Below are 15,965 nucleotides of genomic sequence, written 5' to 3'. Positions count from 1 at the left end.
CTTCTGAAAAGTATAGTGCGCCCCGGCGGACATGCGCCGCTGGGCCCCGGCACGACACCGGGCCAGGGGGCTATGGTCTCACCACGTTCCTTTCCCCTGATGGCCATCCCCAACACTCGCCAAGCATGCTCAAATAGCCCCCCGCTTTTGCCACCCGCCACACCCGATCCGGAGCCGAACATGAAAAACACCTTTGCCCTGACCTTGGCCCTGATGCTCAGCCTGCCGTCGCTCCACGCCCAGGCGGAAGCCGTGGGCGATGCCGAGGCCGGTGGCAAGCTGTTCAAGCGCATTTGCGGCGGCTGCCACAATATCGGGCCTTCGGTGCGCAGCTCTTTCGGGCCGCAGCTCAATGGCATTTTCGGGCGCACCGCGGGGAGCGTGGCGGACTATCACTACTCCGACGCGATGAAGTCCTCCGGTATCGTCTGGACCCGCGACAAGCTGGTGGCTTATCTGAAAGATCCAAAGGCCGTGGTGCCCGGTACACGGATGATCTTCTGGGGGCTGAGCGATCAGGAGAAGATCGATAATCTGCTGGCTTACCTGCAGAGCTTTCAGGCGCAATAACTCGTCGATTGGCGATCGACCCGGACTGAGCAACAACGGCTCTAGATCGGTGAATTGTCACTTTGCTTTGCCTGCTGTTGCAGCACACAAGGCCCCCACGCTAACCTCCCCACCGTCGTTGCCAATTCAACGACCGGGCGTGAGAACCCGAACCAATCAAGGCGCAAGGCGCCCCCATACTGTTGCAGGCGCTTTTTTGTGCCCGCGATAGTGCTTTATGGCGGCCGTGCGTAGGAGACCTTCGGGTCTACCGGTTGCCTTGATTGCCGGTTTCTCACCCTGCGTACGGCTGCCACCCCAACCCGTGAGAAGGTTCGTGGCAGCTTCCCAAGTCAAGGAGCCAGACCATGTACGCAAGCAATCCACAGGACCTGAAAACCCCCGGCCTCACCCCCTGCCCCCACCACTCAGGCGAACCCCTGTTCCACGTCAGCAGCGGCATTCCGATCCGCGAGGCCCTGTCCCACGCCTCGGACCTGCTGCATATCGCCAAGCGGCTGGCCGAAGACGCGGCCATGGAGCGCAGCACCGACCGCCATGCCTGGGCCTCGCATTACTTGCAGGCGATGAGCAAGGCGCTGATCGATGATGTGGTGAAAGCGCTGGAGTAACGGCGGCGTGTGGCGATAAGGGCTGCGGGGGGGGGTACGCAGCCCTTTGGAGCACGGGCGCTTCGCGCCCGATCGCAGCCTGGCGGCAGCGGCTACAGGGAGCCGCGGTGCTGGACGGGGCAACACCCACAAAAAAGCCCCGAACCAGTCAGGGCTTCTTCTATTGCCGGCCCAGTATCAGGCCGCGATCAGGCGTTTATCAGAACACGTTGATCGGGTAGTCGACGAACACACGCAGTTCGTTGCCGCTGTCGTTGTAGCCGGCGGATTTCTGCGATACACGCAGGATCGAGCTACGTACCTTGACGCTCAGGTCCTTGGCCGGACCGCTCTGGACCACGTACTTGAACTGGTTGAAGATTTCGCGCTCGGTGCCGCCAGTGGTGGTCTGGCCATCACTGTTGGTGGAGGTGATGTTGTCACCACGTACATAGGCCAGGTTGTAGGTCAGGCCCGGTACGCCGAAGGCGCCGAAGTCCAGGCCGTAGCCCAGCTGCCAGCTGCGTTCGTCTTCAGCGTTGAAGTCGGACCAGTAGGAGTTGGCCAGGTAGATGGTGTTGCCGCCATCGCCCACGCGGTTCTGACCACGCTGGTAACCGCCATAGGCGTAGCCCAGGTTGCTGTCGCCGGTGCTGCGCTGGTGCGCCAGGGTGAAGGAGTGCGGGCCGGTGGCGTAGGTGGCTGCCAGGCTCCAGATCTTGTTGTCCTGGCCACCTGCTTCTTTGAACTCGGCGTAGGACTTGTCCAGCTTGGTGCGATAACCGTTGAAGTCGAAGGTCAGGGACTGATCTGTGGCCAGCGGGAACACGTAGTTCAGGTTCACGTACTGCTTCTTCAGCACGTCTTCGACGTCGGAAGCGTACAGCGAGCCCTTGAACTGTTCGGTGAACTGGTAGCTGCCGCCCAATACGTTGATCGACTTCAGGCCACCGCTGTCACGGCCTTCGGCGCTTTTACGCGATTCGGCGGTGAAACGACCGGCGTTCAGCTCCAGGCCCTTGATCTCTTTGGAGGTGATCAGGGTACCGGTGTAGCTTTCCGGCAGCAGACGCCCATTGTCGTAGCTCAGCACCGGCAGGGCCGGCATCTGGTCACCGTAGGTCAGGACGGTGTTGGACAGGCGGAACTTGACCGCGGCGCCGGCCTTGGCCAGATCGCCTGCCGGGCTCTTGTTGCCGCCTTCGCTTGGCTTGAAGAAGTCGATGCCCTGGCCGCCGCTGTGGCTGCCTTTATCCAGGCGCAGGCCGTACAGGCCGAAGGCATCGACGCCCACGCCCACGGTGCCTTGAGTGAAGCCCGACGAGAAGGTACCGATGGCCGCTTGACCCCACTCGCGCTGGTCGTCGTTACCGTTTTTCTTGTCACGATTGATGTAGGCGTTGCGCAGCAGGATTTTCAGGCTGCTGTCTTCGACAAACCCCTTGGACTCAGCCTGGTCGTTAGCCATAACTTGAGTACTGCTCAGAATCCCCAGTGCGATCAGACCGATCCGCTTGTTCAACATTTTATTTTCCTTATTACGGGTTGATGACGCGCTGTGGTGCTCCTTGGAAACGGCGCTTAAGCGCTCTTTTTTCAGGCCAGAACAAAAAGACCCACCCACGAAAAATCGCGGTGGGCCTTTTATTATTGGAAGGTCATGGCCGTTGGCCACAGGCGTTGGCGCGAATCCTATCCGCGCCCCGAACAGTGTGTCAATTTCAAGAATCGTCTGAAAATAGGCAAAAATCGTCTAAGAACTTAACGATCCTTGATGGCCAGTTGCACGATATGGCTGTCGACGAACTGTTCGAAGTGCGTGACCTTGCCATCCTTCAACGTCCACAAATGGGCCACACGGGCATTCAGCGGCTTGCCCGTGGCTTTATAGACGCCGCTGTAGTTGCCGTAGGCGAACACCTTGTCGCCCTGGGCCACATAGTTCTCGACGGTGAAGGCAAACCCTTCCCACTCGGTGGCCAGGCGCTTGAAGACATTTTCCACCACGGCATCGAAACCGACGTAGGTGCCGGCATAGGGAAAACCTGCCGCTTCGGTCCAGCGCGCATCCGCAGCCAGGGCGGCGGCGGTGTTTTTCGCGTTCTCCTGGGAGTTGGCGCCTTCGTAGGTGCTTTTGATCAGTGCCAGGTTATCCATGGGCGACTCCGCAAATTAAGTGGGGGTTCAAAGGGCGCAACCGTTCAGACCACAGGCCTGCAGGCTAGGTGAAAGCTCGACCTCTGGCGAACCGAAGGCTTCGCTCAGCCAGGCGGCGAACGCCTGCGGCTTGCCCAGCCAGGGGCTGATATCGAGCAGCCTGAACTGACCGTCCTGCTCCAGCACCAAGGTCGGAAAACCCTGGCCGCCGACCCGGGCCAGCAAGGCACGGCTGGCCTTGATGTGCTCGTTCAGGCTGTTCGCCGCGGCGTACTCGAAGGCTTCCTCGAACTCGCCGCGCTCAAAGCCCAGGCCTTCGGCGAGTTCCAACAGAACATCGACATCGGCGATGCGGCGCCCTTCGACGTAGTGAGCCGTCTGCAAGCGCCCGAGCAACTCCAGGCCGCGCCCGGCGAGCGCCTGCGCCGCCAGTACCGCGGCAATCGGCGGGGCCGAATCGAACAGCGCCGAATAGTCGCGCAGCAAACCTTCGAAGTAAGCCTCGCCGAACGGCTGCCCGGTGTATTCGGCAATCCGCCGGTCATGGGGCATGACGTAGTCGCGCAGTTGCGGCGAAACCTGCTGGCAGTTGCGCCCGGTCATCATGCCGCCGCCATGGGCCACCACCGGCAGCACGGCCTGGGCCGCCCGCACCAGCGGCTTGGCGCCGTAGCACCAGCCGCACAAAGGATCGTAGATGTAATGAAGGGTCGCTGCCGACATGCAAGGCTCCGGGACAAAGGCCGATAAATTCGATGGCGGCAGACTATGCCTGTGGCCCACGGCGAAAAACGCTGGAATGGCTTTTAGTCTGTTTCGGGAATCGGTCGAATCGGCCGTGTATCCACTGCACTTCAATCAAGACACAAATTGAAACAATCCGCCCGGGGAACTTTTCAAGAATAATTAACGAAAGTAAATAGCAAGCATTACCATTCGCGCCGACTGTTTCCTTTCCCCTTCTGGATGCGTTTTTCCATGCCTGCCCCCTTCCGCCTGACTCCCCTGACCCTTGGCTTTTGCGCCTCGCTGACGGCCGGTTTCACCTGCGCCGCCCCGACCACCCTGCCGGCCACCGCCATCAGCGCGCAAGTCGATGCCGACGACCCACGGGTCAAGGAAGTCAGCACCGCGACCCGCACCGCCACGCCAGTGCGCTACGTGCCGCAAGCCATCGACTCGGTGAAGACCAGCAATGTGCTGGACTACGGCATCAACGACCTGGGCACCGCCTTGAGCGGCATTCCCAACGTCAGCAGCGGCGCCGACACCCGCTTCGACAGCCTGCGTATTCGCGGTTTCGACGCCAGCAACGACTTCTACCTCGACGGCGTCCGTGATGACAGCCAGTACGTGCGCGACCTGCACAACATCGAGCGCATCGAGGTGCTCAAGGGCCCAGCGGCGGTGCTTTACGGCCGTGGCAGCCAGGGCGGGATCGTCAACCGGGTGAGCAAGCTGCCGCAGTTCGGCCGCCACTCCAGCGTCGAAGTCAAAGGCGGCAGCGAAGACCTGCGCAGCCTGTATGCCGACCTCAGCGCCGACCCCAGCGAGAACATCAGCCTGCGCCTGAACATGGGCAACCAGGACAACAACAGCTTCCGCGACGGCGTCAGTGGCAGTCGCCAGCTGTTCGCGCCGTCCATGAGCTGGCAGCTGACGCCGGACCTGAACTGGCTGGTGCAGTACGAATACAGCCGCTACAACCGCACGCCGGACCGCGGCATCCCGGGGATCGACGGGCGCCCGGCGGACGTGAGTCGCGACACCACCTACGGCGACCAGCGCGACTACATCGACGACAAGTCCCAGTCGCTGCGCTCCAAGCTCAGCTACGAGCTGAACGACAACTGGCAACTGCGCCATACCCTGAGCCTGTTCAAGCTCAATAGCGATTTCGACAACACCTACCAGACCGGCTACGACAGCCGCACCAAGCGGGTGAACCGCCAGCGCTGGCAGCAGGACCTGAACACCCGCAACCTTTACAACAACCTCGAAGTCGAAGGCACCTTCGATACCTTTGGCCTCGAGCACCGGGTGCTGACGGGTGTCGAGCTGGGCAGCCAGCGACGCGATCCGAAGCTCTATACCGCAGCGACGCTCAGCGCCGGTGGCCAGGCCGTGCCGTCCCTGGACCCGTTCAACCCGGATAAAAACATGCGGCATACCGGGAAAATGGTGGCGTCCAGCTACAACCACAGCGAGGTGGAAAGCCGCGCCGTGTATGTCCAGGATCAGCTGCGCCTGAACGATCAGTGGCAAGTGCTCGCGGGCCTGCGCTACGACAACTTCAACGTCGAGACCCACAACAAACTGCTGGATATCAAGGACGACCGCGACAGCCACAGCACCAGCCCGCGCCTGGGCGTGGTCTGGACCCCGCTGGAGAACCACTCCTTCTACGCCTCCTGGAGCAAGAGTTTCTCCCCCGTCGGCGGTGGCCTGATCGGCATCACCCCGAACGCCAACGGCAACAGCAACGACCTGAGCCCCGAACGCACCCGGCAGAAGGAAATCGGGGTCAAGAGCGACTGGCTCGACGACCGCTTCAGCACCACGCTCGCGGTCTATGAGCTGGAGCTCTACAACCGTCGCAGCCGCAGCGTGGAAGACCCGAACGTAATCCTGCTGACCGGCCTGCAGCGCTCCCGCGGCGTGGAACTGACCGCGGCCGGCAAGATCGTCGGCAACTGGTCCGTGCGTGGCGGCATCGGGTTGCAGGACGCGACGGTGGTCAAGAGCAATAACGGTGACGAGGGCAACCGGGTGAACAACGTGGCCAAGCGCAATGGCAGCCTGTTCGTGACCTGGAAGCCGGAAATGGGCTGGTACGCCGAGACCGGCCTGACCCTGGTGGGCGATCGTTATGCCGACAACGCCAACACCGTGATGCTTCCGGGCTACGGCCGCTGGGACGCCCTGGCCGGCTTCCGGCAGAAGGACTGGGACCTGCGGGCCGCGCTGAACAACATCAGCGACCGCACGTATTACTCCTCGGCCACCAGCGCCGGGCAGATCCAGTTCGGCGATCCACGCAGCCTGGTGGTAACCGGTACCTACAGCTTCTAAAAATCAGCCATGGATACGGCCGCCATCGCCTGAGCGCGGTGGCCGGCCTTGCGTCCGCTGCGCGGCCGATCGCAGCCTTCGGCAGCGGCTACAAAAACCCTCGACCTTGTGCCCTGCTCACTCCCTGTAGCCGCTGGCGCAGCCTGCGATCGACGGCACAGCCGGCGCAAACCCCGGGTACACCCTTCCAGCTGACGGACCGCGGTGGCAGATTCGCGTCCGCTGCGCGGCCGATCGCAGCCTTCGGCAGCGGCTACATTCGCGCAAAAAAAAAGCGCTGCCATCCGGGCAGCGCTTTTACCAATCCGTTGTTTGCCTATCCTTCCAGCACATCCCACAACGCTTCGAGTTCCGCCTCGCTGAACAAACCAGCAGGGTAACGATCGAGGATCATCCGGCGCGGGTCGGTTTCCCGGACCTGTCGCGTTCCATTGCACTTCAACCATTGCGCCAGAACCTGAAGCGACTCGCTATTTATTGCGGAAGTCCGCTCGCTGACCCTATTCATTTCCAGCGCTCTCTCCCGGTTTGTGAGCGGCTAACTTATCCAAGGTTTATGACAGAACATCGCAGTTCCACCGGCCTCGGATTGACCTCGCGAGAGATACAAGAGCTATGCCAAGGTCTCGCAATGGCCAGCTTCCGGATCCAAAAAAAACCCGCAGTCCACGAGGGCTGCGGGCTTGCCGGGCGACGCCGGATTGGATCCATCTAACCGCCCGTCATTCAGGCGTCACGGGCTGTTACAACAACACTCAAACCTTGTGCGGCGCCGGTTGCTGTTGGGTAAGGCAATGGATATTTCCGCCCCCCAGTAACAACTCGCGACCCGGCACCATCACCACCTCGTGTTGCGGGAACAGGTTCTGCAGGATTTCCTTGGCCTGGGCATCCAGGGGGTCGTCGAAACTCGGGGCGATGATGCCGCCGTTGACGATCAGGAAGTTCACATAGGAACCGGCCAGGCGCACCGACGGATTACGCTCCTGGGTGCCATCCACCGGGTCGACGCCCGCGCACTCTTCTTCGGTGGCGTACAGCGGTCCGGGAATCGGCATCTTGTGCACCGTGAACGGGCGCCCCTTGGCGTCGGTGCTGTCTTGCAGCACTTTCAGCGCCGCCTGGCAGCGCGGGTAGTTCGGGTCCTGCGGGTCGTCGGTCCAGGCCAGCAATACTTCGCCCGGGCGCACGTAACAGCAGAAGTTATCCACATGGCCGTCGGTTTCGTCGTTGTACAGGCCATCCGGCAGCCAGATGACTTTATCCACAGCCAGGTTGGCGCTGAGCACCGCTTCGATCTCGGCACGGTTCATGTGCGGGTTGCGATTGCGGTTGAGCAGGCATTCCTCGGTGGTGATCACCGTGCCTTCGCCGTCGACGTGAATCGAGCCGCCTTCGAGCACGAAGCCCTCGGTGCGGTAACGCGGGCTGCGCTCGATCTCGAGGATCTTGCCGCCGACCTGCGAGTCACGGTTCCACGGCGCATACAGGCCGCCGTCGAAACCGCCCCAGGCGTTGAAATCCCAGTTCACGCCACGGACTTCGCCCTGGTCGTTGATGACGAAGGTCGGGCCGGTATCGCGGACCCAGGCGTCGTCGCTGGACATCTCCACCAGGCGGATATTCGGCACGTCCAGGCGGGCCCGGGCGTTTTCATACTGGCCCGCGGAGACCGCCACGGTCACCGGTTCGAAGCGGGCGATGGCCTTGGCCACCGCTACGTGCGCGGCCTGCGCCGGCTTGCCGCCCAGGCGCCAGTTGTCCGGGCGCTCGGGCCAGATCATCCAGGTCTGGGTCTGCGTCGCCCACTCGGCTGGCATGTAGAAGCCGTCGGCGCGAGGGGTGCTGTGCAAAGTGGTCATGGGTTCAGGACTCCAGGGAACCGTCGAGGGTTTTGATCGCGCTGTACAGGTTCGGCCGACGGTCGCGGAACGAACCCCAGGCGCTGCGAATGTGTTCCAGCTCGTCGAGGTCGAAACTGTGGACAAGAATACCTTCTTCAGTCTCGTTCAGTTCTTCAACCTTCTCGCCGAACTGGTTGGCGATGAACGACGAGCCATAGAAGGTGATGTCGTAGCCGTCCTGCTCTTCGTTGCCGATGCGGTTGCTGGCGATCAGCGGCATCAGGTTGGCGCCGGCGTGGCCTTGTTGCACGCGCTGCCAGTGGTCGCGGGACGAAATGTTCTTGTCGTGCGGCTCGCTGCCGATGGCGGTCGGGTAAAACAGAATCTCCGCGCCTTGCAGCGCCATGCTGCGGGCGCACTCGGGGAACCACTGGTCCCAGCAGATGCCCACGCCGATTTTCGCGTAGCGGGTGTTCCACACCTTGAAGCCGGTGTCGCCCGGATTGAAGTAGTACTTCTCGTGATAACCGGGGCCGTCCGGGATGTGGCTTTTACGATAAATCCCGAGGTTGCTGCCGTCGGCGTCGATGATCGCGATGCTGTTGAAACGCGCCCGCCCGGCCAGTTCATAGAAGCTGATCGGCAGCACCACCTGCAGCTCCTTGGCGACTTTCTGGAAGTGCGCGATGGCCGCATTGCTTTCCACCGGAGTCGCCAGCTGCAGGTAGTCCGGGTTCGGCTTCTGGCAGAAGTACGGGGCCTCGAACAGTTCCTGGATCAGGATGATCTGCGCGCCTTTGGCGGCGGCCTCGCGGACCAGCTTTTCCGCGGTCTCGATATTGGCCTCGAGGTCCCAGGAACAGGCCATCTGGGTTGCGGCGACGGTAACGATACGGCTCATGGATCATCTCCTGGGCAGCAGCAAAGGACCGAGGGTGGCATCGGTCGATGACAGAAAAAGGGCAAGGCCGAGGCGGTTTGATCATGGCCTGGGCCGAGGCGGTTTATATCAGATAAAAATCGACTTTAAAAGCGTAAAAATAAATTAACCAAAAATAAACCCCTATAAACATCGATTATTATCGATATTTATAGGGGTTTAGGGGTGTCAGTGCGGACGCTATCGCGAGCAAGCTCGCTCCTACAGGGGCATGCCTTTCTCTGTAGGAGCGAGCTTGCTCGCGATCCGAATGCGCAGCATTCGGGGGGCTACAGCCCCTCCTCCAGCACCTTGGCCAACATGTCGACAAAGAAGTCGACGCTCTGGCGCGTGGTGACCATCGGCGGCTTGATCTTGAGGATGTTCAGGTCATCGCCGGTGGGTTGCATGAAGATCCCCAGCTCGCGCAGGCGATCGCACAGCAGCGCGGTCTCCTGCGTGGCCGGCTCCAGGGTCTGGCGATCGCGGATCAGCTCCAGGCCCAGGTAGAACCCCGAGCCATGCACCGCGCCCACCAGCGGATAACGCTCGATCAGGGCTTCGAGGCGCTGCTTGAAGTGGCCACCGACCACCTGGGCGTTTTCCCAGAGTTTTTCTTCCTGCATCACGTCCAGCACCGCCATGCCGATCCGGCAACTCACCGGGCTGCCGCCGGCCGAGGAGAAGAAATAACCTTCGGCCTCCAGCGCTTCGGCGATCTCCCGGCGGGTGATCACCGCCCCCAGCGGCTGGCCGTTGCCCATGCCTTTGGCCATGGTGATGATGTCCGGCACCACGCCCTGCTCTTCGAAGCCCCAGAAAAACTTGCCCATGCGCCCGTAACCGACCTGCACCTCATCGGCGATGCACACGCCGCCCTGGGCACGGACCAGCGCATAGACCTGCTTCAGGTAACCCGGCGGCAGGGCGATGCCGCCAGCGTTGCCATACACCGGCTCGCAGATGAAACCGGCCAATTGGCGATTCTGCTCCGCCAGCTTGGCCAGGTTGTGTTCGACGCTGCGCACGTAGTCCGCGGTGCTGTCCTGGCCGCGGAACTCGCCACGATAGGTATTGGGCGCGGTCACCGGATGCACCCAGTCCGGGCGGCTGCTCAGGGCCTGGGGGTTGTCGGCGATCGAGGTGGACACCGCATCCGCGCCCACCGTCCAGCCGTGATAGGCCTCCAGCACGCTGAGCAGGTCGCGCCCGCCGCTGTAGGCCCAGGCCAGGCGGATCGCCAGGTCGTTGGCCTCGCTGCCGCTGTTGACCAGGAACACCCGGTCCATGGAGTCCGGCGCCAGCTCCAGCAAGCGCTCGGAGAACTCGGCAATCGCCGCGTAGTGGAAACGCGAGTTGGTGTTGAGCAGCGACCATTGGCGCGCGGCCTCGGCGGCCATCCGTGGATGGCCGTGGCCGAGCACCGCGACATTGTTGAGCATGTCCAGGTAGGAACGGCCCTGCATGTCGATCAGGTGGTTGCGCCAGCCGCGCTCGATGCGTGGCGGGTCGACGTAATAGTGCTTCTGCGAACGCGCGAAACTGGCATCGCGGCGTGCCAGCAAGGCTTGCGGGTCGAGCTCCGGCTCGGCGTCGCAGGCCAGGCCCAGCAGCGCCGCCGGCGACGGGCACAGCGCCTGCCATGCCGCGGCCCGCGAGGGTGTACAGAACAGCGGCGGATCGAGCTGCGCGCCACGGCACAGCTGGACCTTGAGCCCGCCATCCACCGCCCCCAGGACCTGGCCTTTGACCAGCGCCGCGCCGGCATGCACCGAGGGCGTGACGCCCCACAGCCGCACACTCAATTGCGGGCCATCGAGGCGCAACACACCGTCGGCGGCGCAGTGCAGCACCCCGGCAAAAGGCGCTTCGACCGCCGTGCCCGACGGCACCTGCAACTGCACATGCAACGGGAAGGTGTCCGGCTCGACCGCACTGTCCGGGCAGGTCCGGGACAGGCGGTACTGCCCATAACGACTGGCCGCCAATCCATGGGTCGCCGCGGCCTGCTGCAACAGCTTGGTATCGATCTCCGGCTGCTCCCAGTTGCCGGCCTCGAAATGCGGGCTGAGCACGCCCAGGTCGATCAGGGCAAACTCGCGCCCCACCAGGCCCGGCAGCAAGGGGGCGAAACCTTCGCTGGCGATGGCCGGCAGAGACTGGCCGACCGCCGCGAGGATCGCCGCTTCCATCAACTCGAACGGCACCGAGGTGGCGACGCGGAAGATCTCCCATTCGTGGCTCAGGTTGTCACGGCTGTACTGGTTGCCCGGGTCGATGCTCACCTGCTGTTCGCCACTGAGTACCAGCACCGCGGCGCGGGCCACGATCAGCGGCCACAGCGCCAGCAACTCGGCCTGCTGCAGTGGATTGACCGCGTGATAGGCACGGACCGCCGGCAGGATGCAGAACGGATCGCCCTCGGCATGGTGCAGCAGCGCCGCGCAGGTCACCGACAGGTCAGTGATACGCCAGGAGCGGATCAGGTCGCCGAAATCGATCACCCCCTGTACCTGCCAGTGGCGCTGGGCGTCACGCTGCCAGACCACGTTGTCGTCGGTGATGTCCAGGTGAATCGCCTGCACCGGCAACTGCTCGGCCAGGCGCTGCACACGGCGCTCGGCCTGCTCGGCCACTTCGGCGATCAGGCGGCGTTGCTGTTCGTCGGCGATCACCGGTAACAGGTGATTGATCAGGCTATGGGCGTGGCGCGCGTCCCATTGCAGGGTGCGTTCCAGGCCCGGGTGCTGGAAGTCCGCCAGGGCCAGGTCCATCTGCCCGCACAACCGGCCGAAGCCGGCCGCCAGCTCGGGGCCCAGGTGCTTGAGGTGGGTCAGCGGCTGGCCTTCGATGTAGTCGAGCAGGCGCACATGCAGCGCCTGGCCAGCGACCTCCAGGGACAGCAGGTCGGCGCCGTTCTTCGCCGGGATCACCCGGGGTACGTGCAGTTCGGGGTGGCTGCCCAGGTGCTTGAGCGCCGCATGTTGCGCCTGCAGTTCCAGGGCGGCGTAGTCGCCACGGCAGATCTTCAGGACAAAACGCCCCCGGGGACTGTCGAGCCGGTAGTTGAGATCCTGCTGGCTGCCCAACGATTGCAGCGTGCCGCCAAGGCCGTAGTGCACTTCGAGCAGGTCCAGCGCCTGCTGCGGGGTGACTTGCGGACCGGGCAGACTGGCGCGGTGAATCAACGTGGCGAGCAACATGGAACGACCCCTGGAATTATTGTCAGATGCGTATATCGCCACTGCGCCAGGCGTTACGCAACCCCCTGGCCCGGGCAGGCGACAAGGGCTGCACCGCCGCCGGGAAGCTAAACAGGATGCCAATACCCGGGCCAGACATCGGCGGCCCTTGCAGCGGCCGCTGGCTGCCGACAAGCTATGCTCCATTCGCGACTCCATGTCTTAGGGAAGAAGGCCTACCCATATGCGCATTCTCGTTACCGGCGGTGCCGGCTTTATTGGATCGGCGCTGATTCGCCACCTGATCCGCAACACCGAACACGAGGTGCTCAACCTCGACAAGCTGACCTACGCAGGCAACCTGGAGTCGCTTTCGAGTATCGCCGCCGACACCCGCTACGAGTTCGTCCAGGCCGATATCGTCGACCAGGCCAGCGTCAGCGCCGTGCTCGAGCGTTTCCAGCCCCAGGCGATCATGCACCTGGCCGCCGAGTCCCACGTCGACCGCTCCATCGACGGTCCGTCGGACTTCATCCAGACCAACATCGTCGGCACCTACAGCCTGCTGGAAGCCGCCCGCGCCTACTGGCAGGCCCTGCCGCCGACGGAAAAAAGCGCCTTGCGTTTCCACCACATTTCCACCGACGAGGTGTACGGCGACCTGCACGGCGTCGACGACCTGTTCACCGAAACCACGCCCTACGCCCCCAGCTCGCCCTACTCCGCCAGCAAGGCCGCGTCCGACCACCTGGTCCGCGCCTGGCAGCGCACCTACGGCCTGCCGGTACTGGTCACCAACTGCTCGAACAACTACGGGCCGTTCCACTTCCCGGAAAAGCTCATCCCGCTGGTGATCCTCAACGCCCTGGCCGGAAAACCGCTGCCGGTATACGGCAACGGCCTGCAAGTGCGCGACTGGCTGTTCGTCGAAGACCACGCCCGCGCCCTGCTCAAGGTGGTGACCGAAGGCGTGGTCGGCGAGACCTACAACATCGGCGGCCACAACGAACAGACAAACATCGACGTGGTGCGCGGCATCTGCCAACTGCTGGAAGAACTGGCGCCACGCAAGCCCGAAGGCGTGCAGCACTACGCCGACCTGATCACTTTCGTCCAGGACCGCCCCGGCCACGACCTGCGCTACGCCATCGACGCCGGCAAGATCGAGCGCGAACTGGGCTGGGTACCGCAAGAAACCTTCGCCAGCGGCCTGCGCAAGACCGTGCAGTGGTACCTGGACAACCAGGAATGGTGCCAGCACGTGCAGGACGGCAGCTACCAAGGGCAACGCCTCGGCTTCACTGACTTCAAGGATCTGATCGCATGATGAAAGGTATCGTTCTGGCGGGTGGCTCGGGCACCCGCCTGCACCCGATCACCCTGGGTGTGTCCAAGCAACTGCTGCCGGTCTACGACAAACCGATGATCTATTACCCGATCTCGGTGCTGATGCTGGCCGGCATCAAGGACATCCTGCTGATCTCCACCCCCCAGGACCTGCCGCAGTACCGCAACCTGCTGGGCGACGGCAGCCAGTTCGGGGTGCGCTTCAGCTACGCCGAACAACCGTCGCCGGACGGCCTGGCGCAGGCGTTCCTGATCGGCGAGGAATTCATTGGCGACGACCCTGTGTGCCTGATCCTCGGCGACAACATCTTCCACGGCCAACACTTCACCGAGAAGCTGCAGAACGCCGCGGCGAAACCGTCCGGAGCGACGGTCTTCGGCTACTGGGTCAAGGACCCGCAGCGCTTTGGCGTGATCGACTTCGACGCACAGGGCAACGCCCTTTCGATCGAGGAAAAGCCCCAGCACCCCAAGTCCAGCTACGCCGTGACCGGGCTGTACTTCTACGACAACTCAGTGGTCGAGATCGCCAAGGCGGTCAAGCCTTCGGCGCGCGGTGAACTGGAAATCACCGACGTCAACAATGCCTACCTGCAACGCGGCGACCTCAGTGTCGAACGTTTCGGCCGCGGCTTCGCCTGGCTCGACACCGGCACCCACGACAGCCTGCTGGAAGCCTCGCAGTACGTGCAGACCATCGAGCACCGCCAGGGCCTGAAAGTCGCCTGCCTCGAGGAAATCGCCTACAACCAGGGCTGGATCGACCGCGAGCATCTGCTCGAACACGCCAAGTATTTCGGCAAGACCGGCTACGGCCAATACCTCTACAGCCTGGCGGGAGAAACCCAATGAAGGTCCTGGCCACCGAACTGCCCGGCGTGCTGATCATCGAACCCAAGGTCTTTGGCGACGAACGCGGTTTTTTCTACGAGAGCTTCAATGCCAAGGCGTTCGAAGAAGCAACCGGCGTGCGCACCCAGTTCGTCCAGGACAACCATTCGCGCTCGCAAAAGGGCGTGCTGCGTGGCCTGCACTACCAGATCGAAAACACCCAGGGAAAACTGGTGCGGGTAGTCGCCGGCGAAGTGCTCGACGTGACGGTGGATATCCGCCGCAGCTCGCCGCACTTCGGTAAGTGGGTCGGGGTGCGGTTGTCCGCGGACAACCATCGCCAGCTGTGGGTACCGGAAGGCTTCGCCCATGGTTTCGTGGTGCTGAGCGAGTACGCCGAGTTCCTCTACAAGACCACCGACTACTACACCCCGGCGTCCGAACGCTGCATTCGCTGGGACGATCCGACCCTGGCTATCGACTGGCAACTCACAGGCCCGGCGCAGCTCTCGGCCAAGGATCAGGCCGGCAAATTGCTCAGTGAAGCCGAGCTGTTCCCATGAGTGGCCGGTTGAAGATCCTGATCAGCGGCCAGCACGGCCAGGTCTCCCAGGCCCTGCAACAGCGCCTGGGAAACCAGCACGAGTTGATCGTGCCGGGGCGCGGCCTGCTCGACCTGACAAACCCGGACGCCATTCGCCAGCAAGTGCGCAGCCTGCGCCCGCAGTTGATCATCAACGCGGCCGCCTACACCGCCGTCGATCAGGCCCAGAGCGAGCCGGAGCTGGCCTTCGCGATCAATGCCAGCGCCCCCGGCGTGTTCGCCGAGGAAGCACGGGAACTGGGTATCCCACTGATTCACTACTCCACCGATTATGTCTTCGACGGCAGCAAGCAGGCCCCCTACACCGAAGACGATGAACCCAACCCGCTGAGCGTCTACGGCCAGAGCAAACTCGCCGGCGAACGGGCCATCGGCGCGGCAGGTGGTGAACACCTGATCCTGCGTACCAGTTGGGTGTATTCGAACATCGGCAAGAACTTCCTGCTGACCATGCAACGCCTGCTGCAGGAAAAACCGCACTTGCGCGTGGTCGCCGACCAGATCGGCGCGCCTACCTGGGCCGGCACCATCGCCGCCAGCACCGCCGCCCTGATCGAGCGCTGGCAGGCCGGCCAGCCAGGAGCCTGGGGGACCTACCACCTGACCGCTGCTGGCGAGACCTCCTGGTTCGGCTTCGCCCAAGCCATTGGCGAGCACCTGCTGGCCCAAGGCAAAACCTGCGCGGCCCTGGAGGCGATCCCCTCCAGCGCCTATCCGACACCCGCGCCACGGCCGCTGAACTCGCGCCTCGATTGCCGCCGCCTGGAGCGCGAGTGGGGCGTGCGCCAGCCTGAGTGGCGCAGCGCATTGCACGAGTGTCTTGCCGGGCAGGGGTAGGCATAATGCGCC

The 15,965-nt window shown here is 63.2% G+C and carries 14 protein-coding genes; 7 read left to right on the top strand and 7 right to left on the bottom strand.

Features of this window, described 5'->3' with window-relative positions:
• Positions 1–180 precede the first annotated feature (180 nt).
• Positions 181–570 (top strand): c-type cytochrome, encoded by a 390-nt coding sequence (locus BMY68_RS25750; protein WP_085533424.1) that lies wholly within the window; start codon positions 181–183, stop codon positions 568–570.
• Between the two features lie 347 nt (positions 571–917).
• The gene (locus tag BMY68_RS25745) at positions 918–1,181 is read left to right on the top strand and encodes a DUF3077 domain-containing protein (RefSeq protein ID WP_085533422.1); all 264 of its coding nucleotides are present in this window, start codon (positions 918–920) and stop codon (positions 1,179–1,181) included.
• Positions 1,182–1,380: 199 nt separating this feature from the next.
• On the opposite strand, the gene BMY68_RS25740 is transcribed toward BMY68_RS25745, so the two are convergent.
• The 3 genes from BMY68_RS25740 to BMY68_RS25730 all read right to left on the bottom strand — a co-directional run bounded on the left by BMY68_RS25740 (position 1,381) and on the right by BMY68_RS25730 (position 4,040).
• On the bottom strand, positions 1,381–2,685 hold the full coding sequence (locus BMY68_RS25740; protein ID WP_085533420.1) for an OprD family porin: 1,305 nt from the start codon (positions 2,683–2,685) through the stop codon (positions 1,381–1,383).
• Positions 2,686–2,921: 236 nt separating this feature from the next.
• On the bottom strand, positions 2,922–3,317 hold the full coding sequence (locus BMY68_RS25735; protein ID WP_009041732.1) for a nuclear transport factor 2 family protein: 396 nt from the start codon (positions 3,315–3,317) through the stop codon (positions 2,922–2,924).
• A 27-nt stretch (positions 3,318–3,344) separates the two neighbouring features.
• A complete protein-coding gene (locus BMY68_RS25730; protein WP_085533418.1) occupies positions 3,345–4,040 on the bottom strand; it encodes a DsbA family protein in 696 nt (231 codons plus the stop codon).
• 255 nt (positions 4,041–4,295) lie between these two features.
• Here BMY68_RS25730 and BMY68_RS25725 point away from each other — a divergent pair, with 255 nt between their 5' ends.
• Complete coding sequence (locus tag BMY68_RS25725; RefSeq protein WP_085533416.1) at positions 4,296–6,389, top strand: TonB-dependent receptor; 2,094 nt, start codon at positions 4,296–4,298, stop codon at positions 6,387–6,389.
• A gap of 316 nt (positions 6,390–6,705) precedes the next feature.
• Here the strand turns inward: BMY68_RS25725 and BMY68_RS25720 are convergent, their stop codons facing one another.
• The 4 genes from BMY68_RS25720 to BMY68_RS25705 all read right to left on the bottom strand — a co-directional run bounded on the left by BMY68_RS25720 (position 6,706) and on the right by BMY68_RS25705 (position 12,355).
• Positions 6,706–6,897: a hypothetical protein gene (locus tag BMY68_RS25720; protein WP_009041729.1), complete on the bottom strand. Its 192-nt coding sequence runs from the start codon at positions 6,895–6,897 to the stop codon at positions 6,706–6,708.
• A 247-nt stretch (positions 6,898–7,144) separates the two neighbouring features.
• A complete protein-coding gene (gene aguA, locus BMY68_RS25715) occupies positions 7,145–8,251 on the bottom strand; it encodes an agmatine deiminase (RefSeq protein ID WP_009041728.1) in 1,107 nt (368 codons plus the stop codon).
• A 4-nt stretch (positions 8,252–8,255) separates the two neighbouring features.
• A complete protein-coding gene (aguB, locus tag BMY68_RS25710) occupies positions 8,256–9,134 on the bottom strand; it encodes an N-carbamoylputrescine amidase (RefSeq protein ID WP_062823977.1) in 879 nt (292 codons plus the stop codon).
• A gap of 308 nt (positions 9,135–9,442) precedes the next feature.
• Complete coding sequence (locus tag BMY68_RS25705; protein ID WP_085533414.1) at positions 9,443–12,355, bottom strand: aminotransferase; 2,913 nt, start codon at positions 12,353–12,355, stop codon at positions 9,443–9,445.
• Between the two features lie 223 nt (positions 12,356–12,578).
• Here BMY68_RS25705 and rfbB point away from each other — a divergent pair, with 223 nt between their 5' ends.
• The 4 genes from rfbB to rfbD are packed head-to-tail and all read left to right on the top strand — an operon-like array spanning position 12,579 to position 15,953.
• Positions 12,579–13,661, top strand: coding sequence for a dTDP-glucose 4,6-dehydratase (gene rfbB, locus BMY68_RS25700; protein ID WP_085533412.1), 1,083 nt, complete (start codon positions 12,579–12,581; stop codon positions 13,659–13,661).
• Positions 13,658–14,533 (top strand): glucose-1-phosphate thymidylyltransferase RfbA, encoded by an 876-nt coding sequence (gene rfbA, locus BMY68_RS25695; RefSeq protein WP_085533410.1) that lies wholly within the window; start codon positions 13,658–13,660, stop codon positions 14,531–14,533. The genes rfbB and rfbA overlap by 4 nt, the downstream gene beginning before the upstream one ends.
• Positions 14,530–15,075 carry a dTDP-4-dehydrorhamnose 3,5-epimerase gene (rfbC, locus tag BMY68_RS25690; protein ID WP_009041723.1) on the top strand — a complete coding sequence of 182 codons (546 nt, stop codon included), beginning with the start codon at positions 14,530–14,532 and terminating at the stop codon, positions 15,073–15,075. Before rfbA ends, rfbC begins: the two co-directional genes overlap by 4 nt.
• Positions 15,072–15,953, top strand: a complete 882-nt coding sequence (rfbD, locus tag BMY68_RS25685; RefSeq protein WP_085533408.1) for a dTDP-4-dehydrorhamnose reductase — start codon at positions 15,072–15,074, stop codon at positions 15,951–15,953. The genes rfbC and rfbD overlap by 4 nt, the downstream gene beginning before the upstream one ends.
• Positions 15,954–15,965: the final 12 nt, after the last annotated feature.

Origin of the sequence: Pseudomonas sp. NFACC41-3 (assembly GCF_900109505.1) — a bacterium.
Classification (GTDB): Bacteria; Pseudomonadota; Gammaproteobacteria; order Pseudomonadales; family Pseudomonadaceae; genus Aquipseudomonas; species Aquipseudomonas chlororaphis.
The sequence above is the reverse complement of the archived record's forward strand: the minus strand, read 5'-3'. Positions and strand labels throughout refer to the sequence as shown.

Coding starts and splice junctions, on each gene's coding strand:
- BMY68_RS25745 (WP_085533422.1), top strand. CDS start 918: ATGTACGCAAGCAATCCACAGGACCTGAAAACCCCCGGCCTCACCCCC.
- rfbD (WP_085533408.1), top strand. CDS start 15,072: ATGAGTGGCCGGTTGAAGATCCTGATCAGCGGCCAGCACGGCCAGGTC.
- BMY68_RS25740 (WP_085533420.1), bottom strand. CDS start 2,685: ATGTTGAACAAGCGGATCGGTCTGATCGCACTGGGGATTCTGAGCAGT.
- BMY68_RS25720 (WP_009041729.1), bottom strand. CDS start 6,897: ATGAATAGGGTCAGCGAGCGGACTTCCGCAATAAATAGCGAGTCGCTT.
- BMY68_RS25725 (WP_085533416.1), top strand. CDS start 4,296: ATGCCTGCCCCCTTCCGCCTGACTCCCCTGACCCTTGGCTTTTGCGCC.
- BMY68_RS25705 (WP_085533414.1), bottom strand. CDS start 12,355: ATGTTGCTCGCCACGTTGATTCACCGCGCCAGTCTGCCCGGTCCGCAA.
- BMY68_RS25735 (WP_009041732.1), bottom strand. CDS start 3,317: ATGGATAACCTGGCACTGATCAAAAGCACCTACGAAGGCGCCAACTCC.
- rfbA (WP_085533410.1), top strand. CDS start 13,658: ATGATGAAAGGTATCGTTCTGGCGGGTGGCTCGGGCACCCGCCTGCAC.
- BMY68_RS25750 (WP_085533424.1), top strand. CDS start 181: ATGAAAAACACCTTTGCCCTGACCTTGGCCCTGATGCTCAGCCTGCCG.
- BMY68_RS25730 (WP_085533418.1), bottom strand. CDS start 4,040: ATGTCGGCAGCGACCCTTCATTACATCTACGATCCTTTGTGCGGCTGG.
- aguA (WP_009041728.1), bottom strand. CDS start 8,251: ATGACCACTTTGCACAGCACCCCTCGCGCCGACGGCTTCTACATGCCA.
- rfbC (WP_009041723.1), top strand. CDS start 14,530: ATGAAGGTCCTGGCCACCGAACTGCCCGGCGTGCTGATCATCGAACCC.
- aguB (WP_062823977.1), bottom strand. CDS start 9,134: ATGAGCCGTATCGTTACCGTCGCCGCAACCCAGATGGCCTGTTCCTGG.
- rfbB (WP_085533412.1), top strand. CDS start 12,579: ATGCGCATTCTCGTTACCGGCGGTGCCGGCTTTATTGGATCGGCGCTG.